Origin of the sequence: Pseudomonas sp. B21-012 (assembly GCF_024749305.1) — a bacterium.
Lineage (GTDB): Bacteria > Pseudomonadota > Gammaproteobacteria > Pseudomonadales > Pseudomonadaceae > Aquipseudomonas.
Genome location: NZ_CP087197.1, coordinates 1,740,856 through 1,755,947 on the forward strand (window position 1 = coordinate 1,740,856; position 15,092 = coordinate 1,755,947).

Here is a 15,092-nt window from a genome sequence, read left to right on the forward strand (position 1 = left end):
GGCGGAATTTGAGGGATAGGGGAATGAAAAAATCGTCTGCACAAGGTTCCGAAGATCCGATCCTGCAGTGGGTGACCTTCAAGCTGGACAACGAGTCCTACGGCATCAATGTGATGCAGGTGCAGGAAGTCCTGCGCTACACCGAGATCGCCCCGGTCCCGGGTGCCCCGAGCTACGTGCTGGGCATCATCAACCTGCGCGGTAACGTGGTCACCGTGATCGACACCCGCCAGCGCTTCGGCCTGCTGTCCAGCGAGATCACCGACAACACCCGTATCGTCATCATCGAAGCCGACAAGCAAGTGGTCGGCATTCTGGTCGACAGCGTTGCCGAAGTGGTTTACCTGCGTCAGTCGGAAATCGAGACCGCGCCGAATGTCGGCAACGAAGAATCGGCCAAGTTCATCCAGGGCGTGTGCAACAAGAACAACGAACTGCTGATTCTGGTCGAGCTGGACAAGATGATGACCGAGGAAGAGTGGTCCGAGCTGGAGAACATCTGAGTTGATCCTCGAGGTTGCAGTCATATTTCTGGCGCTGCTCTGGGCGGTCAGCCTGTGGTTCTTCCTGAACTACAGCAAGCGCCAGCGCGAGCTGGCCGCGCAACAGGCCCAGGGCGATGCCGTGCGTGACCAGCGCATCAAGGACCTGGCCAAAAGCCTGGACGACTACCAGAACGGCAGCGTGCGTATGGGCGAAGCCCTGCACGAGCTGCGCGCGGTGGTTGCGCCCTTGCCGGACAAGCTCCTGCAACTGGAGCAGCGTGACCCCAACAGCCTGTCGTTTGCGCAAGCGGCGCGGCTGGTGGGCATGGGTGCCAGCGTCGATGAGCTGACCCAGTCCTGTGGTTTGACCCAGGCTGAGGCGGAGTTGATGAGCAAGTTGCACCGCAGCTGAGGGTTGTAGTGAATCAATCGCGGGGCAAGCCCGCTCCTACACCTTGTGTGGGAGCGGGCTTGCCCCGCGATGCTTTCAGGTACCCGGCAATCTCAGGTCGGTAGGGGTGATATCGCGCTCCTGCGGCCCCTCGTCGACAAACCCCACCGGCACCTTGCCCTTGAGCTGCCAGGCAAAAGCGATGATTTCGGCGATGGTCAGGTACAGGGCCTCGGGGATCTGATCGCCCAGTTCCATGCGCGCCAACAGGCGCACCAGTTCGGCGTTCTCGTAGATCGGCACTTCATGCTCGCGGGCAATCTTCAGGATTGCCTCGGCCAGCTCGTCGTCGCCCTTGGCGCTGAGGGTCGGGGCCTGCTGACCGTCGTAAGTCAGGGCGATGGCCTGGCGTGGGTTCTTGTCGCTCATGCCTGTTCATCCACCCATCGTTGTTCCAGGTGCGTACGCGGCCCCTGGGGCGGTGTGCCGTGATGGCAGTGCAGTTCGGTAACGTTCAGGCCACGGGCCAGCAAGCGTTCGCGCAAGTTGCCAAGCTGGCTTTCGATCAATTGCGCAGTGCTCGGCCGTTCGGCCCATAGCTGGCTCGACAGGCTGCCCTGGGTGATTTGCGCCTGCACCTGCAGTGGCCCCAGTGGATCGAGATCGAAGGCCAGCTCAATGCGCCAAAGCATTTCCAGAGGATCGCGACGCTCGCGTTCCGGGTCGCTTTGCTGCTCCGGGGTTTCTTCGCGCTGCAGCTTCATTTGCAGCGGCATGAAGTCCTGACCGTTGCGCAGGGGGATTTCCAGTTGCCAGGTGGTCTGCAGGTTGCCATCGGCGGTGGTGCCGGTCTGCTCAAGGCTTGCCAGCTGATGGCTTTGCAGGCGCGAGATGGCTGAGGCGGCCAGGCGCAACAGGTGCTCGAGGTCGCCTTCCCCATCCTGGCTTGGCAATGACCGTGAGGGCAGGGGGAAGCCGCCGGGCTGTGGCCGCGGGCTGACCTGGCCGAGCATGCCCAGGGCGCTGCGGACCATGCCGGGCATGACCTGGGCCAGGGTACTGGCGGCCGCAGCGGGGTTGAAGGTGACGTTGCCCGGCAGCCCCGGCAGCAGTTGCGCCACCAGGCGCGTCACCTGCGCCTTGAGGTCAGGTGCGAGAGTCGCGGGCAGCCCGGCCAGCAGCTTGGCCTCAAGAAACACGCCGCTGTTGCTCAAGGCCTGGGCCAGGCCTTTAGGGTCGCTGAGCTGACGCACATCCGGCAGGCTGGCCAGCAACTTGTCGACGTTGACGCGTACCTCGGCGGGCTGATTGTTATCGCTGCGCAACTTCTGCAGGGCGCTGAACAAACCCTGCAGTGAGGCTTGGCGGCTCTGCTGGCTGCTCAATTGCTGGCTGATTGCCAGTTGCTCCTGGCGGCCGCTGAGCGGCACGAAGCTCAGCGACTGATCGCCCTGCACCCGGGCGCTGAGCAAGCTGCCCACCGTTAGCGGGCGTGGGCTGTCGATGGCCAGGGTGGCGCCAGCCTGCGGGCCGCCGAGCAAAGTGACCAGCGAGCGAAACTGCGCCAATTGGCCGGCGTTTGCCGGCAATGCCTGGCTGGTAACGACCTTGCCTTGCAGCAGGGTGCCCACCGGCAGCTCGCGGGTGTCGATGCGGGTCAGGGTGGCGACGCTGCTGGCGATGGCTTGCTGCACTGTAATGCTCAGGTTGGCATTGCTGCTCTGGGTGACCGCCAGCTGGCTGCCCTGGGCCAGAGGCAGGGTGCTGCTGGCCTGGACATTGGTTTGCTTGCCGTTGTCCTGGGTCAGCTTGAGCAGCATCTGGAAGTCCTGGCCGACCTGGCGCAGGGCCAAGACCTCGGCCTTGGCGGTTTCGCCCGGGGCCAGCAGGGCCTGCTGCGGTTGCAGCAGGCGCAGCAGTTCGCCGGTCATCGCCGAGCGCAGCTGCGGGCTGGCCGGAATCTGTGTGCCGAGGTTGTTGATTTCGCCTGTCATCCGCTCGCAACCTGTTGAAATAGCCCTCTTTGCAGTAGGACATCACATGTATAATGCCGCCCGATCTTTGGCGATCAGCGCGGCCGGGCCACATCGTCGTTGCCAGTATAACGGCAAGGCCGGGACCGACTTGAGACAGGCATCCCAAGCATAAGGCGAAACCGTGACCCCTCATCTCCAAGCCGTGGGCCTGGCCTGCGAGCGCGACTGGCGAATGCTCTTCGAAAACCTCGAATTGCACCTGGGCGCAGGCGACATGCTGCAGATCAGCGGCCCCAACGGCAGTGGCAAGACCAGCCTGTTGCGCCTGATGGCCGGGCTCATGAGCCCGACCGCCGGGCAGATTCTAGTCAGCGGCAAGCCGTTGGCCGAACAGCGCAACGAACTGGCGCGGATCCTCCTGTGGATCGGCCACGCCGCCGGCATCAAGGATGTCCTCAGCCCCGAAGAGAACCTCGCCTGGCTCTGCGCCCTGCATCGCCCGGCAGCGCCGGCGGCCATCCGCACGGCCCTTGAAGCGGTCGGCCTGCGCGGCTTCGAAGACGTCCCCTGCCACACCCTGTCGGCCGGCCAGCAACGCCGCGTGGCCCTGGCCCGGCTGTACCTGGACAGCCCGCCGCTGTGGATTCTCGACGAACCGTTCACTGCCCTCGACAAACAGGGCGTGGCCCAGCTCGAAGCGCACCTGGCCGCCCATTGCGAGCAGGGCGGCATGGTCGTGCTGACCACCCACCACACGCTGGAGCGCAAGCCGTCCGGTTACCGTGAACTGAACCTGGGGCAGTGGGCCGCATGAGTGTCTTTGTGCTGTTGTTGCGCCGTGAAGCGCGCCTGTTGTGCCGACGTCCCGCCGAGCTTGCCAACCCGCTGGTGTTCTTCGCCATCGTCGTTGCGCTGTTCCCGTTGGCGGTCGGACCCGAGACTCAATTGTTGCAAACCTTGTCTCCGGGGCTGGTCTGGGTGGCAGCGCTTTTATCGGTTCTGCTCTCGCTGGACGGGCTTTTCCGCAGTGATTTCGAGGATGGCTCGCTCGAACAGTGGGTCCTTTCGTCGCACCCCCTGCCTCTTCTGGTGCTGGCGAAAGTGCTGGCACACTGGGCCTTTTCCGGCCTGGCACTGGTATTGTTGGCACCCTTGCTGGCACTGATGCTAGGTTTGCCTGCGGCGTGCCTGCCGGTACTGCTGGCATCGCTCTTGCTCGGTACCCCGGTACTGAGCCTGTTGGGCGCCGTGGGTGCGGCCCTGACAGTCGGCTTGAAACGTGGCGGCCTGCTGCTGGCGCTACTTATTTTGCCGTTATATATCCCGGTATTGATCCTGGGCAGTGGCGCCTTGCAGGCGGCACTGCAAGCTATGCCGGCGACCGGTTATCTGCTCTGGCTTGGCAGCCTGACCGCCCTGGCAGTAACTCTGGCACCCTTTGCAATAGCGGCTGGCCTGAAGATCAGCGTCGGCGAATAATGAGGTCTGGGCCCAGCCCAGCAAAGACCCTGGATGTACCGTGATGAAAAGCAGCGCAATCAGCTGGACGTGGTTTCACAAACTGGGTTCACCCAAATGGTTCTATTCCATCAGCGGGCGGATGCTGCCGTGGCTGGCGATTGCCGCCATCCTGCTGATCGGCATCGGCGTGGTCTGGGGCCTGGCCTTCGCGCCCCAGGATTACCAGCAAGGTAACAGCTTCCGGATCATCTACATCCACGTGCCGGCGGCGATGCTTGCCCAGTCCTGCTACGTGATGCTGGCGGTGGCCGGGGTGGTGGGCCTGGTGTGGAAGATGAAGATCGCCGACGTCGCCCTGCAATGCGCGGCGCCCATCGGCGCCTGGATGACCGCCGTGGCGCTGGTCACCGGCGCCATCTGGGGCAAGCCGACCTGGGGCAGCTGGTGGGTCTGGGATGCGCGACTGACGTCGATGCTGATCCTGCTTTTTCTGTACTTCGGTCTCATTGCCTTGAGCCATGCCATCAGCAATCGTGAGAGCGCGGCCAAGGCCTGCGCGGTGCTGGCCATCGTCGGGGTGATCAACATCCCGATCATCAAATACTCGGTGGAGTGGTGGAACACCCTGCACCAGGGCGCCACCTTCACCCTCACCGAAAAGCCGGCGATGCCCGCCGAGATGTGGCTGCCGCTGCTGCTGACGGTGCTGGGTTTCTACTGCTTCTTCGGCGCCGTGCTGTTGTTGCGCATGCGCCTTGAAGTGCTCAAGCGCGAGGCGCGCGCCAGCTGGGTCAAGGAGGAGGTATTGAACAGCCTGGGTCGGGAGATGGCGCGATGAGCTTTGCCTCCTTCAGTGATTTTCTCGCCATGGGCCATCACGGCCTGTACGTCTGGTCGGCCTACGGCATCTGCCTGCTGGTGCTGGCCCTCAACGTCGCCGCGCCGGTGCGCGCCAAGCGCCGTTATTTGCAAGAACAGGCGCGCCGTCTGCGCCGGGAGAACAAACCGTGAATCCGCAGCGTAAAAAGCGTCTGTTCATCATCCTCGGCCTGCTGGCCGGGATTGGCATTGCCGTGGGCCTGGCCCTGAGTGCCCTGCAACAGAACATCAACCTGTTCTACACCCCGACCCAGATCGCCAACGGCGAAGCGCCGCTGGACACCCGCATCCGCGCTGGCGGCATGGTCGAGAAAGGCTCGCTGCAACGCTCCGGCGACTCGCTGGACGTGCGCTTCGTGGTCACCGACTTCAACAAGTCGGTGCCGATCACCTACCGCGGCATCCTCCCCGACCTGTTCCGCGAAGGGCAGGGCATCGTCGCCCTGGGCAAGCTCAACGCCGAAGGCGTGGTAGTGGCCGATGAAGTGCTGGCCAAGCACGACGAGAAATACATGCCGCCAGAGGTCACCAAGGCCCTCAAGGAAAGCGGCCAGGTCGCCACCGATGCCGGAGCCAAGCCATGAATGCGGCACTGATCATTCCTGAACTGGGCCAGTTGGCGATGATCCTGGCGATCTGCTTCGCCTGTGTCCAGGCCACCATCCCGCTGCTCGGCGCCTGGCGCGGCGACAGCCTGTGGATGAGCCTGGCGCGCCCGGCCGCCTGGGGCCAGTTCGCCTTTCTGGCGTTCGCCTTCGCCTGCCTGACCCACGCCTTCATGACCGACAACTTCTCGGTCGCCTATGTGGCCAACAACTCCAACAGCGCCTTGCCCTGGTACTTCAAGTTCAGCGCCGTGTGGGGCGCCCACGAGGGCTCGCTGCTGCTGTGGGCGATGATCCTCGGCGGCTGGACCTTTGCCGTGTCGATCTTCTCCCGGCAATTGCCGCAGGTGATGCTGGCGCGGGTGCTGGCGGTGATGGGCATGATCAGCGTCGGCTTCCTGTCGTTCCTGATCATCACCTCCAACCCGTTCAAGCGCCTGCTGCCGCAGATGCCGAGTGACGGCGCCGACCTCAACCCGCTGCTGCAGGACATCGGCCTGATCGTTCACCCGCCGATGCTGTACATGGGCTACGTGGGCTTCTCGGTGGCCTTCGCCTTTGCCATCGCCGCCTTGCTTGGCGGGCGCCTGGACGCCGCCTGGGCGCGCTGGTCGCGGCCGTGGACCATCGTCGCCTGGGCCTTCCTCGGTATCGGCATCACCCTCGGTTCCTGGTGGGCCTATTACGAGCTGGGCTGGGGCGGCTGGTGGTTCTGGGACCCGGTCGAGAACGCCTCGTTCATGCCCTGGCTGGTCGGCACCGCGCTGATTCACTCGCTGGCGGTCACCGAGAAGCGCGGCGTGTTCAAGAGCTGGACGGTGCTGTTGGCCATTGCCGCGTTCTCCCTGAGCCTGCTGGGTACCTTCCTGGTGCGTTCCGGGGTACTGACCTCGGTGCATGCCTTCGCCTCCGACCCTGAGCGCGGCATATTCATCCTGATCTTCCTGCTGTTCGTGGTCGGCGGTTCGCTGACCCTGTTCGCCCTGCGCGCGCCAGTGGTCAAGAGCCAGGTCGGCTTTGCCCTGTGGTCGCGGGAAACCCTGCTGCTGGCCAATAACCTGATACTGGTGGTGGCGGCGTCGATGATCCTGCTCGGCACCCTTTACCCGCTGATTCTCGATGCCCTGACCGGGGCCAAGCTGTCGGTCGGCCCGCCGTACTTCGATGCGCTGTTCATCCCGTTGATGGCGCTGTTGATGGTGGTCATGGCGGTGGGCGTGCTGGTGCGCTGGAAAGACACCCCGAGCAAATGGTTGCTGGGCATGCTCACCCCGGTGCTGATCGCCAGCGCCGTGCTGGCGCCGATTGGCGGCCTGCTGGTGGATGACTTTGACTGGCAGGTGCTGACCACCTTCGCTCTGGCTGCGTGGATTGTCCTGGCCGGGGCCCGCGACATCCTCGACAAGACCCGCCACAAAGGCTTGTTCAAGGGCCTGCGCGGCCTCAACCGCAGCTACTGGGGCATGCACGTCGCCCACCTGGGCCTGGCGGTGTGCGCCCTGGGTGTGGTGCTGTCGAGCAACAACAGCGCCGAACGCGACCTGCGCCTGGCGCCGGGCGAGTCGGTGGAGCTGGCCGGTTACCAGTTCATCTTCGAGGGCGCCAAGCATTTTGAGGGGCCGAACTTCACCTCCGACAAGGGCACCGTGCGGGTGGTCGAAAACGGTCGTGAGATCAGCGTGCTGCACCCGGAAAAACGCCTGTACACCGTGCAGCAGTCGATGATGACCGAAGCCGGCATCGATGCCGGTTTCACCCGTGATCTCTACGTCGCCCTCGGCGAGCCGCTGGATAACGGCGCCTGGGCGGTGCGGGTGCACGTCAAACCGTTTGTGCGCTGGATCTGGCTGGGCGGCCTGCTGACCGGCCTGGGCGGTTTGCTGGCGGCACTGGATGGTCGCTATCGCGTCAAGGTCAAAACCCGTGTGCGTGAGGCACTGGGCATGTCTGGAGCTACTGCATGAAACGTTGGATCATGGTGCTGCCGCTGGCGGTGTTTCTGCTGGTGGCGGTGTTTCTCTACCGCGGGCTGTTCCTCGACCCGAGCGAACTGCCCTCGGCGATGATCGGCAAGCCGTTCCCGGCCTTTGCCCTGCAATCGGTCGACGGCAAGCCGCTGACCGAGGCCGACCTGCTCGGCAAGCCGGCGCTGGTCAACGTCTGGGCCACCTGGTGCCCGTCGTGCAAGGTCGAGCACCCGTACCTGAACAAGCTGGCCGAGCAGGGTGTGGTGATCCACGGCGTCAACTACAAGGACGACAATGCCGCCGCACTGAAGTGGCTGGCCGAGTTCCACAACCCCTACCAGCTCGACATCCGTGACGAGCAGGGCAGCCTGGGCCTGGACCTGGGTGTTTATGGCGCGCCGGAAACCTTCCTGATCGATGCCAAGGGCGTCATCCGTTACAAGCACGTCGGGGTGGTTGACGCCACCGTTTGGCGCGAGCAACTGGCGCCGCAGTACCAGAGCCTGGTCGATGAGGCCAAGCCATGAAGCGCTGGCTGGCGGCCGCCGTGCTCGGCCTGAGCCTGGCCGGGGTAACCCAGGCGGCGATCGATACCTACCAGTTTGCCGATGAGGCGGAACGCGCGCGTTATCACGAGCTGACCAAGGAACTGCGCTGCCCCAAGTGCCAGAACCAGGACATCGCCGACTCCAACGCACCGATTGCCGCCGACCTGCGCCGGGAGATCTTCCGCATGCTCGGCGAGGGCCAGAGCAATCAGCAGATCATCGACTTCATGGTCGATCGCTACGGTGATTTCGTCCGCTACAAACCGGCCCTGAGCGCCCGCACCTGGCTGCTCTGGTTTGGCCCTGGCGTGTTGCTGCTGGGCGGCTTCACCGTGCTCGCGCTGATCGTGCGCAAGCGCCGTGGCCAGGCGGCAGCAGGCAACGCCGACCTTTCGTCCGAGGAGCGTGAGCGCCTCGCCAAATTGCTGGACAAAGAACAGACCCATGACTGATTTCTGGCTTGCTGCAGGCCTGCTGTTGCTGGTGGCCCTGAGCTTTTTGCTGATCCCGGTGTTGCGCGGCCGTCGTGCGCAACAGGAAGAAGACCGTACCGCCCTCAACGTCGCCCTGTATCAGGAGCGCGTCGCCGAACTGGCAAGCCAGCAGGCCGCCGGGGTGCTCGATGCCGGGCAGTTCGGCAAGGGCCGCGACGAGGCCGCGCGCGAGCTGCTGGCCGACACCGAGGGCGCTGAACCGCAGCGCCTGGGCCGCCTGGGCAAACCCTTGCCGCTGCTGGCGGCGGTGCTGGTGCCGCTGATGGGCCTGGGCCTGTACCTGCACTTTGGTGCCAGCGAGCAGGTCGAGCTGACCCAGCAGTTCGCCAAGGCGCCGCAGTCCATGGAAGAAATGACCCGCCGCCTGGAGCTGGCCGTCAAGGCCCAGCCGGATTCGGCCGAAGGCTTGTACTTCCTTGGCCGTGCCTACATGGCCCAGGAGCGTCCGGCCGACGCCGCCAAGGTCTTCGAGCGTGCCGCCGCGGTTGCCGGGCGCCAGCCGGAGCTGCTCGGGCAGTGGGCGCAGGCGCTGTACTTTGCCAACAACAAGCAATGGAGCGGGCAATTGCAGGCCCTCACCGACGAAGCGCTCAAGGCCGACCCCAACGAAGTCACCAGCCTTGGCCTGCTGGGCATCGCTGCGTTCGAGGCTGAGCACTACCAGCAAGCCATCGATTACTGGAACCGCCTGCTGGCGCAACTGCCCGAGGGCGACGCCTCGCGGGCAGCGCTGCAGGGCGGTATCGAGCGCGCCAGCGACAAGCTCAAGGCCGGCGAGGGCAAGGCCGCACCGGCAGTTGCCGAGCAGGGCACGGCACGCCTGAAGGTTCGGGTCGAACTTGCGGCGGCGCTCAAGGACAAGGTCAAGGCCGATGACACTGTATTCATCTTTGCCCGTGCAAGTTCCGGCCCGCCGATGCCGCTGGCGGCCAAGCGGGTAACCGTGGCGCAGCTGCCGATCGAGGTCGAGCTGAGCGACAGCGACGCGATGATGCCGAACATGAAACTGTCGAGCTTCCCTGAAGTCCAACTGGTTGCGCGCATCTCTCGCGCTGGCCAGCCGACCCAGGGCGAATGGGTTGGCAAGGGTGCTCCGCTGGCCAGCAGCACGACCGCTGCGCAGCACCTGACCATCGACAGCCCGGACCAGTAAGAGACCGACTATGAACAGCATCGCACGCCTGACCCTTCTTTCCCTGGTTGTGGGCTTGAGTGCATGTACCGTTCACCAGCCCTCCGAACCCACCGCGCCGCCAATCGAAACCCTGCCGCCGGGCCCGGGCAGCAAGCCTGCGCCCAAGCCGGGCGCGGTGCCGAGCAAGCCGGCCGTGACCCCGGTGCCCAAGCCAGTGCAGCGTACCTCACCGAGCTTTGCGCCTCCGCCCGGTGGCGCCAGCCACTGGGACCCGCGCCTGGGCGTGTATGTGCTCGACGGCAAGACCAACACCTTCTATCGCCAGCGCACCTACTACCGCTGGAACAACGGCTGGAGCTGGTCGACCAACCTCAACGGCCCCTGGCAGGAAACCGACAGCAGTGGCGTGCCGGGCGGTCTGGGCCGGGCTTTCGCCCAGTAACCTGAGCTGCGCATAATGCCCCCTCGCCAATAGCCCGGGAGCAAGGCATGACACAGACGGTACTGGTGCTGGTAGAAACGGTCGACGACTACCTTCCCCTGTTGGAACACAACGGCTTTCGCCTGATCCGCGCGCAGACCCCGGCCTTGCGCGCCGAGGCCATTGCCCGCCATGGCAGCCAGATCGATGCAGTGCTGACCCGGGGTCCGCTGGGCCTGTACGCCGATGAAATGGCCGCGTTGCCCGCCTTGAAAATCATCTGCGTGATCGGTGCCGGTTACGAGCAGGTCGACCTTGCGGCCGCTGCTGCCCGGGGCATTACCGTGACCAACGGTGCTGGCGCCAATGCCACGGCGGTCGCCGACCATGCCATGGCCTTGCTGCTGGCGGTGGTGCGCGATATTCCCCGCGCCGATGCCTCGACCCGCCGTGGCGAGTGGAACCGGGTGATCAGCCCGTCGGTCAGCGGCAAGCGCCTGGGCATTCTCGGCCTCGGCGCGGTCGGCCTGGCGATCGCCAAGCGGGCGGCGCAGGGCTTCGACATGCCGGTGAATTACCACAACCGCACGCCGCGTAGCGACGTCGCTTATCACTATTGCGACAGCCCCCTGGCCTTGGCCCGGGAATCGGACTTTCTGATTGTCGCCACCCCGGGCGGCGCCGCTACTCGCCAGTTGATCGACAAGCCGGTGCTTGAAGCGCTGGGGGCAGAGGGCTTTCTGGTCAACATCGCCCGGGCCAGCGTCGTCAGCACGGCGGACCTGGTCGATGCCTTGGAAAACGGCGTGATCGCCGGTGCCGGGCTGGATGTGTTCGATGACGAACCGGCAGTGCCCGAAGCCCTGAAGGCCTTGCCCACGGTAGTGCTGACCCCGCACGTCGCCGGCCAGTCGCCGGAAGCGGCGCGCGACACCGTGCAACTGGTGCTACGCAACCTGCAGGCGTTTTTTGCCGGCGAGCCGGTGCTGACCCCGGTCACGGCCTGACAGCTGCTAGACTTGCCGGCTCTTCTCCCAGCAAGGAGCCTTGATCATGTCCCTGGAAAAACACGGTAGCTGCCTGTGCGGCGCCGTCAAACTCAGCGTCAGCCTTGAGAAAGCCAGCGTCAACGCCTGCCATTGCGGCATGTGCCGGCAGTGGGGCGGCGGGCCGTTTTTGTCGGTGCACTGCGCGCAGCCGGTGAAGTTCACCCGCGGCCAGCCGGTGTTCCATGACTCCTCCGACTGGGCCCAGCGCGGGTTCTGCGGCGCCTGTGGCACGCACCTGTTGTACCGGCTGAAATCCGGCAATTTCGACGCGGTGTCGGTGGGTGTACTTGAGGGTGACACCGACTGGGTGTTCGACCTACAGGTGTATATCGACAAGAAACCTGAGTACTACTGCCTGGCCCGAGGCACGCCGACGATGACCGCAGCCGAAGTTGAGGCCATGTTCAGCTAAGCGCCAGCAACCAGTCCTCGAACACCTGCGCCGCCGGCGAGCGCAGGGCCTGTTTGTCGTGCACCAGATAGTCGGCTTGCCCGGTGTGCACGACAAACTCCGAGACCTGGCGGATCAGGCCGTTGTCGATCCGCTCGCGGGCCATGAACTCCCAGCCAAGGCCCACGCCCATCCCCTGCATCACCGCATCGAACACCAGGTTGACCTGGTTGAAGGTCACCGCATTGGCCGGCGCCTGGTAGCGCAAGCCCTGATGGCCGAACCAGTCCTGCCAGTCCAGGCAGTTCCAGGCCGAGGCATCCAGCTGGATCAACGGCAAGGCTTGCAACTCACTCAGTGACTGCACAGCGGGCAGGGCACGTTTGACGCTGGCGATCGGGTAGATGGCCTCATCGAACAACTTGCTGGCCTTGAGCGAGCTCCAGTGGCCATGGCCATAGAGAATGCCGAAGTCGTAATTGCCAATATCGCTTTCGCTGATTTCGTTGCTGGCATGAATGTTCACCGTCAGCTCCGGGTGCTGTTCGTTGAAGCGCAGCAGGCGCGGAAACAACCAGTACTGGGCCACCGCATGGGTGCAGATGACGCTGACGTTGCGGCTGCCGTGGCCGCTTTTAAGACGCAGCACATTGGCCAGCAGGCTTTCCAGCATGGGCTCGACGATGGCATTGAAGCCGTCGCCGGCCGCCGTCAATGCGATGCCCCGGGCGCGGCGCTCGAACAGCAGCGCGCCGAGGTGTTCTTCCAGCAGCTTGATCTGTTTGCTCACCGCGCTCTGGGTCAGGTACAGCTCGCTGGCCGCGCGGGTAAAGCTGCCGGTACGCACCACTGCCTCGAACGCGATCAGGGTGTCCAGGGGTGGCAGGTGACGGCTGAAGCGGCTCATGTGACGGTCCGGTCTGGGGAATGTCTGAATCATAAGGTCGATGCTTTCAGCGTGAAAGGTATTCCTGCAGGGAATGCCTGCATGCCGAATGATCTTTTGTCCAGGTGCTGTCCAGGCGTTAGCCTGCGCTCTTCTTAGATCAGGAGCAGGCACGTGAAACGGGGTGTGGCGTATGCCGGGGTAGCCGGTGCGATGTGGGGGCTGGTATTGATGGTGCCGCAGCTGTTGCCGGAGTTCAGCCCGGTGCTGCTCAGCTGCGCGCGTTTCGTGCTGTTCGGCCTGGTGACCCTGGTGCTGGCGATTCCCATGCGCAAGGCCCTCGCACGCCCGACCCTGGGCGACCTGTGGATGATCGGGCGCCTGGCGCTGATCGGCAACCTGCTGTACTTCATCTGCCTGGTGGCGGCGATCCAGCGCCTGGGTGTAGCGCCGGCGTCGTTGATTGTCGGCGTACTGCCGCTGACCATCACCCTGTATGGCCGTCACGACAGCGGCGGGGTGGCGCTGCGTCAGTTGTTGCTGCCGCTGGGCCTGATCCTGGCCGGCATGCTGTGCATCAACCTGCAGACCTTTGCCCTCGAGCCGGGAGCGGTGGCCGACAAACTGGCCGGGGTACTTTATGCCCTCGGCGCGCTGGCCTGCTGGACCTGGTACGCGGTGCACAACAGCCGTTACCTCAAGCAGTGCGGGCATTTCGACAGCCATCAATGGTCGGTGCTCAACGGGGTGATGACCGGCGTGTTGAGCCTGGTGCTGGTGGCGCTGCTGGCGCTGTGGCAGCCGGCGCAGTTGCAGGTCGAGGCGGCGCCTGAGCGCTGGACGCTGTTCTGGCTGTACAGCCTGGGTTGCGCGGTGTTCGGCTCGTGGCTGGCGGCGCTGCTGTGGAATGCCGCGTCCAAGCGCATGCCATTGACCTTGAGCGGCCAGTTGATCGTCTTCGAGACCCTGTTCGCTTTGCTCTACGCCTTCATCTGGCGCCAGAGCGGCCCGAGCCTGCTGGAGGGCCTGGCGATTGTCCTGGTGATCGGCGGCGTCTGCTGGTCGATGCGCCAGCACGAGCCGGGCAGGGCGGTGGTGACTGCCCAGGCTTGATCGCTGGCCTTGCAAAACCTCGCCAACCCTGCGAAAACGCTGGCCACCAAAGGCATATCCCGCTTCAACGAGGTCAAGCATGAGCAGCGAACTGCAAATCATCGATATCCAGCCAGGCGACGGCAAGGCCGTGGTCAAGGGCGCGCTGATCACCACCCAGTACACCGGCTGGCTCGCCGACGGCACGGAGTTCGACTCATCCCACAGCCGCGGCAAGCCGTTCCAGTGCGTGATCGGCACCGGCCGGGTGATCAAGGGCTGGGACCAGGGCCTGATGGGCATGCAGGTCGGCGGCAAACGCAAACTGCTGGTGCCGGCGCACCTGGGCTATGGCGAGCGCAGCATGGGCAAGATCCCGCCCAACTCCGACCTGACCTTCGAGATCGAGCTGCTCGAAGTCCTTACCCGCGACGATTGAGCGCCGTCGGTCTTAATTCAGCAACATCAAGGCGCTACAGTAGCTCTGGCTCAGGGCCGAGCGCTCAGGGATCGAACCAAATGGCATTCTTGCACTCTGAAGCATGCCCGATTCCACGGATGGAGCATCAGACAGGGATCCCCCCCGCGGCTTCGGCCGCGGGGTGGCACAGGCGGGTCAGCCTCAACCCTTTTTGCTGTGAAGAGCCCTATGAAGTTGCCCTCCCTGTTCAAGCGTCACCGTCACGCTGCGTTGTCCCTTGCCCTGCTTGCCGGTGTCGGCCTGCTGGCCGTCGAGGCGGTGGAAAGCCGCGCAGCACCTGTGGACGGTGTGCAGACCCTGGTGTTCCTGCGTCATGCCGAAAAGCCCGGCGAGGGCCTGGGGCAGCTCAACTGCCAGGGCCTGAACCGTGCCCTGGACCTGGCCACCTTGCTGCCGGAGAAGTTCGGCAAGGCCGACTATGTGTTCGCGGCCAACCCGTCCCGGCACGTCGAAGAGGGCAGCAACGACGACGCCTACAGCTATATCCGCCCGCTGATGACCATCAGCCCCAGTGCCATCAAGCTCGGCCTGCCGGTGAACATCGACTTCGGCGCCAACGATACCGGCGATCTGGCCGACGAGCTGCTGCAGGACAAGTACCGCAACGCCACCGTCTATACCGCCTGGTCCCACGGCTACCTGCCGGAACTGATCAACACCGTGGCCGGCAAGGCCCTCGGTGAAAAACGGGTGATCACCGACGACTGGGACGGCGAGGACTTCGACTCGATGTACGTACTGACCCTGACCTGGCACGACGGCAAGGCCAGCCTGCTCAGCCGCAACTACAAGCAGGGCCTGAACAACGGCGAGCACAGCTGCCCGAGCTGA

20 protein-coding genes are annotated in these 15,092 nt (G+C 64.6%); 17 read left to right on the forward strand and 3 right to left on the reverse strand.

The window, feature by feature from the left end; translation table 11 throughout:
- Positions 1–23: 23 nt before the first annotated feature.
- Positions 24–503 (forward strand): chemotaxis protein CheW, encoded by a 480-nt coding sequence (locus tag LOY37_RS08035; RefSeq protein ID WP_010225041.1) that lies wholly within the window; start codon positions 24–26, stop codon positions 501–503.
- 1 nt (position 504) lies between these two features.
- Complete coding sequence (locus tag LOY37_RS08040; RefSeq protein ID WP_038996358.1) at positions 505–897, forward strand: DUF2802 domain-containing protein; 393 nt, start codon at positions 505–507, stop codon at positions 895–897.
- 75 nt (positions 898–972) lie between these two features.
- Here the strand turns inward: LOY37_RS08040 and LOY37_RS08045 are convergent, their stop codons facing one another.
- The gene (locus LOY37_RS08045) at positions 973–1,305 is read right to left on the reverse strand and encodes an EscU/YscU/HrcU family type III secretion system export apparatus switch protein (protein ID WP_045200334.1); all 333 of its coding nucleotides are present in this window, start codon (positions 1,303–1,305) and stop codon (positions 973–975) included.
- A complete protein-coding gene (locus tag LOY37_RS08050; protein ID WP_258716605.1) occupies positions 1,302–2,870 on the reverse strand; it encodes a flagellar hook-length control protein FliK in 1,569 nt (522 codons plus the stop codon). The genes LOY37_RS08045 and LOY37_RS08050 overlap by 4 nt, the downstream gene beginning before the upstream one ends.
- 163 nt (positions 2,871–3,033) lie before the next feature.
- Between LOY37_RS08050 and ccmA the strand changes: the two genes are divergently transcribed.
- Genes ccmA through LOY37_RS08110 form a run of 12 tightly spaced genes read left to right on the forward strand, consistent with a single transcriptional unit; the run spans position 3,034 to position 11,823 of the window.
- Complete coding sequence (gene ccmA, locus LOY37_RS08055) at positions 3,034–3,666, forward strand: cytochrome c biogenesis heme-transporting ATPase CcmA (protein WP_045200338.1); 633 nt, start codon at positions 3,034–3,036, stop codon at positions 3,664–3,666.
- Positions 3,663–4,331 carry a heme exporter protein CcmB gene (ccmB, locus tag LOY37_RS08060; protein ID WP_026001415.1) on the forward strand — a complete coding sequence of 223 codons (669 nt, stop codon included), beginning with the start codon at positions 3,663–3,665 and terminating at the stop codon, positions 4,329–4,331. The genes ccmA and ccmB overlap by 4 nt, the downstream gene beginning before the upstream one ends.
- Positions 4,332–4,374: 43 nt before the next feature.
- Positions 4,375–5,151, forward strand: coding sequence for a heme ABC transporter permease (locus tag LOY37_RS08065; protein ID WP_038996353.1), 777 nt, complete (start codon positions 4,375–4,377; stop codon positions 5,149–5,151).
- Positions 5,148–5,324 carry a heme exporter protein CcmD gene (gene ccmD / locus LOY37_RS08070; protein WP_038996352.1) on the forward strand — a complete coding sequence of 59 codons (177 nt, stop codon included), beginning with the start codon at positions 5,148–5,150 and terminating at the stop codon, positions 5,322–5,324. Before LOY37_RS08065 ends, ccmD begins: the two co-directional genes overlap by 4 nt.
- A complete protein-coding gene (gene ccmE / locus LOY37_RS08075; protein WP_045200340.1) occupies positions 5,321–5,776 on the forward strand; it encodes a cytochrome c maturation protein CcmE in 456 nt (151 codons plus the stop codon). Before ccmD ends, ccmE begins: the two co-directional genes overlap by 4 nt.
- Positions 5,777–5,787: 11 nt before the next feature.
- A complete protein-coding gene (locus LOY37_RS08080; protein WP_176794336.1) occupies positions 5,788–7,761 on the forward strand; it encodes a heme lyase CcmF/NrfE family subunit in 1,974 nt (657 codons plus the stop codon).
- The gene (locus LOY37_RS08085) at positions 7,758–8,291 is read left to right on the forward strand and encodes a DsbE family thiol:disulfide interchange protein (RefSeq protein WP_045200344.1); all 534 of its coding nucleotides are present in this window, start codon (positions 7,758–7,760) and stop codon (positions 8,289–8,291) included. Before LOY37_RS08080 ends, LOY37_RS08085 begins: the two co-directional genes overlap by 4 nt.
- Positions 8,288–8,764, forward strand: a complete 477-nt coding sequence (locus LOY37_RS08090; protein WP_045200346.1) for a cytochrome c-type biogenesis protein — start codon at positions 8,288–8,290, stop codon at positions 8,762–8,764. Before LOY37_RS08085 ends, LOY37_RS08090 begins: the two co-directional genes overlap by 4 nt.
- Entirely contained in the window at positions 8,757–9,959 is a 1,203-nt protein-coding gene (gene ccmI, locus LOY37_RS08095; RefSeq protein WP_258716606.1) for a c-type cytochrome biogenesis protein CcmI, read from the forward strand. Before LOY37_RS08090 ends, ccmI begins: the two co-directional genes overlap by 8 nt.
- A 10-nt stretch (positions 9,960–9,969) precedes the next feature.
- Entirely contained in the window at positions 9,970–10,383 is a 414-nt protein-coding gene (locus LOY37_RS08100; RefSeq protein WP_045200350.1) for a lipoprotein, read from the forward strand.
- A 47-nt stretch (positions 10,384–10,430) separates the two neighbouring features.
- Entirely contained in the window at positions 10,431–11,369 is a 939-nt protein-coding gene (locus LOY37_RS08105; RefSeq protein ID WP_258716607.1) for a 2-hydroxyacid dehydrogenase, read from the forward strand.
- 46 nt (positions 11,370–11,415) lie between these two features.
- Positions 11,416–11,823: a GFA family protein gene (locus LOY37_RS08110; protein ID WP_045200354.1), complete on the forward strand. Its 408-nt coding sequence runs from the start codon at positions 11,416–11,418 to the stop codon at positions 11,821–11,823.
- Here LOY37_RS08110 and LOY37_RS08115 read toward each other — a convergent pair.
- On the reverse strand, positions 11,816–12,709 hold the full coding sequence (locus LOY37_RS08115) for a LysR substrate-binding domain-containing protein (protein ID WP_093385566.1): 894 nt from the start codon (positions 12,707–12,709) through the stop codon (positions 11,816–11,818). The genes LOY37_RS08110 and LOY37_RS08115 overlap by 8 nt on opposite strands.
- Before the next feature lie 153 nt (positions 12,710–12,862).
- On the opposite strand from LOY37_RS08115, the gene LOY37_RS08120 reads away from it, so the two are divergent.
- From LOY37_RS08120 to LOY37_RS08130, 3 genes are all read left to right on the forward strand, one after another.
- The gene (locus LOY37_RS08120) at positions 12,863–13,801 is read left to right on the forward strand and encodes a DMT family transporter (RefSeq protein WP_258716608.1); all 939 of its coding nucleotides are present in this window, start codon (positions 12,863–12,865) and stop codon (positions 13,799–13,801) included.
- Positions 13,802–13,880: 79 nt separating this feature from the next.
- On the forward strand, positions 13,881–14,219 hold the full coding sequence (locus LOY37_RS08125) for an FKBP-type peptidyl-prolyl cis-trans isomerase (protein WP_195883382.1): 339 nt from the start codon (positions 13,881–13,883) through the stop codon (positions 14,217–14,219).
- A gap of 210 nt (positions 14,220–14,429) precedes the next feature.
- Positions 14,430–15,092, forward strand: coding sequence for a histidine phosphatase family protein (locus LOY37_RS08130; protein WP_258716609.1), 663 nt, complete (start codon positions 14,430–14,432; stop codon positions 15,090–15,092).

Bases quoted from the DNA above. Each gene is read 5' to 3' on its own strand.
- LOY37_RS08100 (WP_045200350.1), top strand. From the start codon at position 9,970: ATGAACAGCATCGCACGCCTGACCCTTCTTTCCCTGGTTGTGGGCTTG.
- ccmB (WP_026001415.1), top strand. From the start codon at position 3,663: ATGAGTGTCTTTGTGCTGTTGTTGCGCCGTGAAGCGCGCCTGTTGTGC.
- LOY37_RS08090 (WP_045200346.1), top strand. From the start codon at position 8,288: ATGAAGCGCTGGCTGGCGGCCGCCGTGCTCGGCCTGAGCCTGGCCGGG.
- LOY37_RS08110 (WP_045200354.1), top strand. From the start codon at position 11,416: ATGTCCCTGGAAAAACACGGTAGCTGCCTGTGCGGCGCCGTCAAACTC.
- ccmD (WP_038996352.1), top strand. From the start codon at position 5,148: ATGAGCTTTGCCTCCTTCAGTGATTTTCTCGCCATGGGCCATCACGGC.
- LOY37_RS08065 (WP_038996353.1), top strand. From the start codon at position 4,375: ATGAAAAGCAGCGCAATCAGCTGGACGTGGTTTCACAAACTGGGTTCA.
- LOY37_RS08050 (WP_258716605.1), bottom strand. From the start codon at position 2,870: ATGACAGGCGAAATCAACAACCTCGGCACACAGATTCCGGCCAGCCCG.
- LOY37_RS08125 (WP_195883382.1), top strand. From the start codon at position 13,881: ATGAGCAGCGAACTGCAAATCATCGATATCCAGCCAGGCGACGGCAAG.
- LOY37_RS08085 (WP_045200344.1), top strand. From the start codon at position 7,758: ATGAAACGTTGGATCATGGTGCTGCCGCTGGCGGTGTTTCTGCTGGTG.
- LOY37_RS08130 (WP_258716609.1), top strand. From the start codon at position 14,430: ATGAAGTTGCCCTCCCTGTTCAAGCGTCACCGTCACGCTGCGTTGTCC.
- LOY37_RS08105 (WP_258716607.1), top strand. From the start codon at position 10,431: ATGACACAGACGGTACTGGTGCTGGTAGAAACGGTCGACGACTACCTT.
- LOY37_RS08045 (WP_045200334.1), bottom strand. From the start codon at position 1,305: ATGAGCGACAAGAACCCACGCCAGGCCATCGCCCTGACTTACGACGGT.
- ccmI (WP_258716606.1), top strand. From the start codon at position 8,757: ATGACTGATTTCTGGCTTGCTGCAGGCCTGCTGTTGCTGGTGGCCCTG.
- LOY37_RS08035 (WP_010225041.1), top strand. From the start codon at position 24: ATGAAAAAATCGTCTGCACAAGGTTCCGAAGATCCGATCCTGCAGTGG.
- LOY37_RS08115 (WP_093385566.1), bottom strand. From the start codon at position 12,709: ATGAGCCGCTTCAGCCGTCACCTGCCACCCCTGGACACCCTGATCGCG.